Origin of the sequence: Neobacillus drentensis (genome assembly GCF_036966985.1) — a bacterium.
GTDB classification, from domain to species: Bacteria; Bacillota; Bacilli; order Bacillales; family Cytobacillaceae; genus Neobacillus; species Neobacillus drentensis_E.
Map to the genome: position 1 here is coordinate 1 of NZ_JBALSN010000017.1, position 5,665 is coordinate 5,665.

At 39.3% G+C, this 5,665-nt stretch carries 8 protein-coding genes and 2 pseudogenes; all 10 read right to left on the reverse strand.

Annotation, left to right across the window (positions count from 1 at the left end):
- Positions 1-163 precede the first annotated feature (163 nt).
- A pseudogene (locus tag V7659_RS00950) lies at positions 164-451 on the reverse strand (gas vesicle protein); the annotation flags it as partial.
- A gap of 53 nt (positions 452-504) precedes the next feature.
- A pseudogene (gene gvpK / locus V7659_RS00955) lies at positions 505-672 on the reverse strand (gas vesicle protein GvpK); the annotation flags it as partial.
- Positions 623-862, reverse strand: coding sequence for a gas vesicle protein (locus V7659_RS00960; protein WP_335537514.1), 240 nt, complete (start codon positions 860-862; stop codon positions 623-625). The pseudogene gvpK and the gene V7659_RS00960, both read right to left, overlap by 50 nt.
- Positions 862-1,692, reverse strand: coding sequence for a GvpL/GvpF family gas vesicle protein (locus tag V7659_RS00965; protein ID WP_335537515.1), 831 nt, complete (start codon positions 1,690-1,692; stop codon positions 862-864). Before V7659_RS00965 ends, V7659_RS00960 begins: the two co-directional genes overlap by 1 nt.
- A gap of 29 nt (positions 1,693-1,721) precedes the next feature.
- Positions 1,722-1,964, reverse strand: coding sequence for a gas vesicle protein GvpG (locus V7659_RS00970; RefSeq protein WP_335537516.1), 243 nt, complete (start codon positions 1,962-1,964; stop codon positions 1,722-1,724).
- Positions 1,961-2,719 carry a GvpL/GvpF family gas vesicle protein gene (locus V7659_RS00975; RefSeq protein WP_335537517.1) on the reverse strand — a complete coding sequence of 253 codons (759 nt, stop codon included), beginning with the start codon at positions 2,717-2,719 and terminating at the stop codon, positions 1,961-1,963. The genes V7659_RS00970 and V7659_RS00975 overlap by 4 nt, the downstream gene beginning before the upstream one ends.
- The gene (gvpN, locus tag V7659_RS00980) at positions 2,716-3,621 is read right to left on the reverse strand and encodes a gas vesicle protein GvpN (RefSeq protein WP_335537518.1); all 906 of its coding nucleotides are present in this window, start codon (positions 3,619-3,621) and stop codon (positions 2,716-2,718) included. Before gvpN ends, V7659_RS00975 begins: the two co-directional genes overlap by 4 nt.
- An 80-nt stretch (positions 3,622-3,701) precedes the next feature.
- Complete coding sequence (gvpA, locus tag V7659_RS00985; RefSeq protein ID WP_335537523.1) at positions 3,702-3,965, reverse strand: gas vesicle structural protein GvpA; 264 nt, start codon at positions 3,963-3,965, stop codon at positions 3,702-3,704.
- A gap of 269 nt (positions 3,966-4,234) precedes the next feature.
- Positions 4,235-5,230 carry an agmatinase family protein gene (locus V7659_RS00990; RefSeq protein ID WP_335537519.1) on the reverse strand — a complete coding sequence of 332 codons (996 nt, stop codon included), beginning with the start codon at positions 5,228-5,230 and terminating at the stop codon, positions 4,235-4,237.
- On the reverse strand, positions 5,208-5,665 hold a 458-nt coding region (locus V7659_RS00995), incomplete at its 5' end, for an amidohydrolase family protein (protein ID WP_335537520.1). The genes V7659_RS00995 and V7659_RS00990, both read right to left, overlap by 23 nt.

A 5,665-nucleotide genomic window follows, 5' to 3' on the forward strand; every position in this document is an offset into this window, starting at 1 on the left:
TTTTATTATCCTTTTTTTTATCATTTTTTTTTGATTTCGTTTTTTCCACTTTTGCTATTTCTATGTCCTCGTCAAGCATTGGCACTGCTTTTTTTTCAACCGGCCGGTCTAAAATATTTTCATTAATTGGTTCAAGTAATGTACTGTCTTCAAGCGGGAGTGCTTTTGGCTCAACCAGTTGTTCGATTCGATTAATTCTTTCGAGTAACAAAGCATGCTCTTTTTCAGCTAATCTACCTTTAGAAGAATAGTATGGGTCTTGTTCCCACCAGTCCATTCCTATTTCTCTGGCCTTATCGACAGAGGCAATCAGCAGCCTAATTTTAATAGTTAACAAGTCGACATCCGCTAACGATATTTTAATATCCCCTGCAATGACCACTCCTTTGTCAAGGATTTTTTCTAATACTTCAAGCAAGTTTGATGATTGTGTCGGATGATTTATGGGCATAATCTCTCTCCTATCTTACCTGCCAATTATAGAAGTTTCCCCAGAGGGCCCNNCTCTAATTGCTCATCGGTAAGAGAATCGTTTTCCACTCGTCGCATCGCTTGTCGTTCCATGAGTTGGCGCAGCAATTCGATAATGGTTAAAACTAATTTTGCTAATCCCTGCTCTACCTTACTTGAGTCTAGTGGCAAGCGTTCCATTTCCAATTGCCTCCCCAACATTTTTACGATCATTGGTACCAAATGCACTTTCAATTGAAGAAATTAGTAGTTTAAGATCGACGACAATTAAATCAATATTGGCAACAGAGATTAATATTTCTCCCGTGACAACTACGCCCGTATCAATGATTCCATCCAATAAATCCAATAATGTCATTTCTTTATTTTCAAAAAGATGATGCTTTTCCATTACAAAATCTCCTTGGTGGTTCTTGAAAAATGATAAGGTGGCCAAGGTCCCGTTACTTGAAATGTACATCCCAAGGGCTCATACAATTTTTCTATTGTTACGACGTTATTCATAAACAATTTTGAGACGCTTTGATCAATGAGGAAATCACAATTAACAATCATCTCATCTTTTCGTTCAGTTACTTCCTTTCCCCAATTTTGCCTGAGATTTATTTCTGAAACGACAGATGTTAATTCCTGTTTGATTTCATTCCACCATTTGGATTGCTCCACCTCCAACTGTGAACTAATCAAATGTTCCAGCTTCTTTTTCATTAAAAATTGTTTTCCTTTAGGCATCGATGCCAGTTGGGCCCTTAAATCTAATACTTCATCGTTATGTTGTAGAACGAAGGATAAGGCTTTTTCATGATTGCAGAATACCTTCAAATTCCACTCTTGTTTGTCTTTAAGGGTAAGTAGTTTCTGATAAATCACATCGTATTGATCGACAAGTAAGCTTTCTAAATTGCTCTCATTTTGAAAAATAGTACAAAAAGACATGGGAAGGACGGTGAAATGCTGATGAATAATAGAAATGACCTCATGATGATGAAATGCTTTTTCCTTCAGCCAGTCTGCATCTTTTAACTGAAGGTCAATTTGTTCCTGAGAAAAATTCTGAGCATTGACCGGGGTAATAACGGCTGCTAAATCTTTATAAATTTTCGTCGTCGCCACCTTTTCATCAATGCCCAATATGTTAGGAATTACAGACGTACGAATTTCCTCCGTTAGAATAACTCCGTAAAGATATAAGTAATCAGTATTAACCTTTGTGTGAGACATATGGCCTCCTCCTTTAGAAAACAATGAGTCTATTCATCTATTAACTCATTATGTTCACGTTCTTTGGCTATTTTATACCGCATAAGCAATTCCTGCTCCCGTTCCACATAGGTGTCTTCGTCTAGTTCCCCCATTTCGAACATCATATGCAATTCGACAAGCTGTTGTTGTAAATAGGGAATATCGTAGAGCTCTTGGTCAACCTCTTCTTGAATTTTTTCCCCGAGTTTGATTAACGAACGAATGGGCAATGTAAATAATTTACGAATCATAATTTTCCTTCAATCCTTAATCGAATATTAACAAAATTATAGGCTGGCCAGGGCCCCGAATATTTAAATTCCACTTTTTCATTCCATCTTTCATATATATCATTAACCCTTTGGTCGAATACTTCTTCCTTCTCTCGATCCACTAAAAAGGCAGCATTCAAGAGAATTTTTCCGGGTATCGTGTTATTTTGCTTCCCAGCTTCTGCCAGCTCCAATAATGGGCTATATATATCCTGCTCCACTGCGTTCTCAAGCTTTTGGACAAAATTTTGGGCAAGTTCCCCTAATTGGATTTGGTCATAAAAAGATGCTGGATTTGAAATGTCTTTTTTTCCCGTTTTCCACTCCCGTAAAATGGGGTCATTTAACATTTCCTGGTCCACCCAGTCTTGTTTAACAATGACCTTCAATCCTACCTCGATTTTGTTTTCTAGTTGTGAAAACAATTTTTCAAATTCATCATGCATGTGTTTCGTTATGAGCAAAACATCCTGTTCGGAATGAAAGACATTTCCAAAGCTCATCGGGATGACGCTATATTCCTTCATCACTCTTGTGATGGTTTGCTGATGGGCAAATAAGTTATTCCGCTCAGGCAGAACTTCTCCTTTAACTTTTGATACCACCATCGCAACATTTTGATGGTGAATTGTATAAACATGATTTTCCTTGCCATTTAAGGTGATCTTATCGAATTTCTTTGGTTCTTTTTCCCGTATCGCACAAAAAACGTATACCCCACCTTTTTTACTCATAAATGTTCTCCTTTTCCTCGCATTTCCTGTAAAATCAGCTCCTGAACAGTACTGCGGCTATGTTCAGGTAAAATTTGCTTCACTGGTCTTGTTAGTACATCCAAACAGAGAGCCTGATATTTTTTATTTTCATAAGTAATCGGGATATTTCCTTTTTTTGCAATCGTTGCAATCATTAGTGACGAGCGAAGACTCGGACAAAATCCCTTTCCATTGGATCTTAAATTTGAAACAAGCCTCACCACTTCCTTGGCTTCCTGATGAGTTAATCCTGTCTTCTGATGGAGAATTTCGATCTCTGTTTCCGTATCACAGTAATCTAGACTAATTGTAATCAATCGATCCAATAATGCATCCTGGGTATGATAAGTACCGGCATATTCATCTGGATTACTTGTAAAAATTATTGAAAAGTCAGGATGACATTGGATAAAAGATTCTTTTCCTTTCCCATATATAGGCAAAACCTTTTCTTCTAACAATGATAAAAATATATTATTCGCATCTGGGCGGGAACGTGAAAACTCATCATAAATTACTATATGTCCATTTTTGACTGCCTCAACGAGTTGACCATGAACCCATAATGGTCTTATTTCTTGTTGGCTTTTGTACACTGAGTGGATATAATTATCAATTACTTCTTTCCTGCTTATCCCATTGTATTGACCTAATAAATCTTTGTTCGATAGCTCATGGTGGCCACGGATAATGGTTACAGGCCTATTAAATTGTTTGGCAATATATAAAGCTAAACTCGTTTTTCCAACACCAGATGGTCCAACAAAATGGATAGGGTATCCTGCTTGCATATATTGAATTGTTCTAGTAATGATATCTTCAAAAAATGCAGTTTTCACAAATCCTGCTGTCTCATCATCCTTTTTTGATTGATTCAACATGGTTCCTCCTGCTCATTGGTGATTTTTTCAGCAGAGAAGCCAAGGCTTAGAACTGCCTTGGCTCCTCCTTAACAAACTATTTATAGTGCAGCCTCTAATCCAGCCTCATCTCCATGATGATGATCATGTTTAAGTAGTCCAACGGCTTTTGCATATTTTAGCCATGTATCTACACTGGCGATGACAATTCGCGCATCGATTGTCAGCAGTTCAATACCGACTAATGAAACACGCGCCCAGAGGTCAATAACCACACCTTTATCTAAAATACGGTCAATTACTTCAGCTAAACTGGAAGAGTCCACACTCTTTTGAATGGCAGCCACTTTATTTCCTCCTTCCATATGCAGTAACAAAGGGAATCCATTCATCTAGATTATTCTCGATTTGAACCCCTCGTACAGAATCCCACCTTTTCATTACTGCCAAAATCTTCGTAGAAAACGAATTACAATAGTATATGATTGAACCATATTCTTGGAATGGACATTATAATATGAGATTTTCTTATCAATGAACCTATTGATAGAGACCAAAACAAAAAGAGCCAATATCCACCTGGTATGGACATTGGCTCTAAATTGTCTTTTTGTGGTGCCTGACACCAAGGTTTTTATCGTAGCGCTACCCCTGTTAAAAAGGTTAGAAATACGTGTGTTCCTAGTTTGACTGTTGGCTGGACATGGGTGTCTTTTAGGGGATCAAGGCAGACGATGTCCATGGCTTTGACTTTTGGATGCTTAGCTGCGGTTAATACCCCATCTAGAAGTTCCGCCGTTGTCATGCCCCCCGGCGTTGAGGCCGGTACCCCTGGAGCATAGGCAATATCAAGAACATCCATATCGACTGTTAAATAAATGGTATCAACCTTGCCAGCCAACTCCTCTAAACATGCCGAAACCGTTTCTTCAATCCCTTTTTTTCTTGTTTCACGAAGAGTAAAATAGTTGACGCCTTTTTCATCAGCATACTTCTTCAAATCTTTTGTGTTAAAAAAGCCATGGAGGCCGATATTGTACATATTACGACCTTCAACTACTCCGCTCTCAATTAAGTTCCGCATAGGAGTCCCGTTGGACGGGCCGTTATCGGACATGTCTCGTAAATCAAAGTGGGTATCAAACTGGAGTATTCCAATTTTCTCCCCCGGTTTCGCTTGATGCAAACCTTTGACCATCATTGCCGTAATCGAATGATCACCGCCAATCGCACATACTTTGGAAGTTCCAAAATGCTGATGGAGAGCAAAAGATGCAGCGATGATATTGTCATGGCAGCGCCTGATATCAGTAACATGCATGGGCACATCACCAACATCTATTGCCGTCAATTCCGACAAATCAATATCCTCGTCAAGATTATAGGTAGTAAACCCCTTCCACGAGCGTCGTAACGCCTCAGGAAATTCTGAGGCACCCGACGCGCTAATGGATGATCGAGAAAGCGGGACACCAACAACAACAAAGTCTGCTTCCTTGCTTTTTTCAGGATCAGACTCAGCCGTTAGTGGCTGGATCCATTCATGCACCTTCGCAATCTCGGCCCCTTCATCTGGTCTTACCCAAGTAAAACTAGGAGGATTTAACTTAGGATAGAGAAAGCTCTTCAACTAATTGACCTCCCCTGACTACCACCTGACCATTTTTCACAACTGTATCGGTATGATTCACGCCATAAGAGTATTGCAGTTTCATATAATTCCCAACGTTAAAAATCGTAATATCTGCTTTTTTACCCACTTCTAAACTGCCAATTTCTTTGCCGCGATTAATGGCATGGGCAGCATTAATTGTCGTTGCAGTAATGACTTCTGCCGGTGTCATCCCCATTTTTAAACAGCCTAAATTCATAATGAATGGCAGGGAAACAGTAGGTGATGAGCCAGGATTACAATCGGTCGACAGTGCCACCGGTACACCCAAATCTACCATTTTGCGACCATTTGCCGACTCCGCCATTAAAAAGTAAGCTGTTCCTGGAAGCAACACGCCAACTACCCCTTTTTCAGCCATCGCTTTCATACCTTTTTCCGATGCCTTTAATA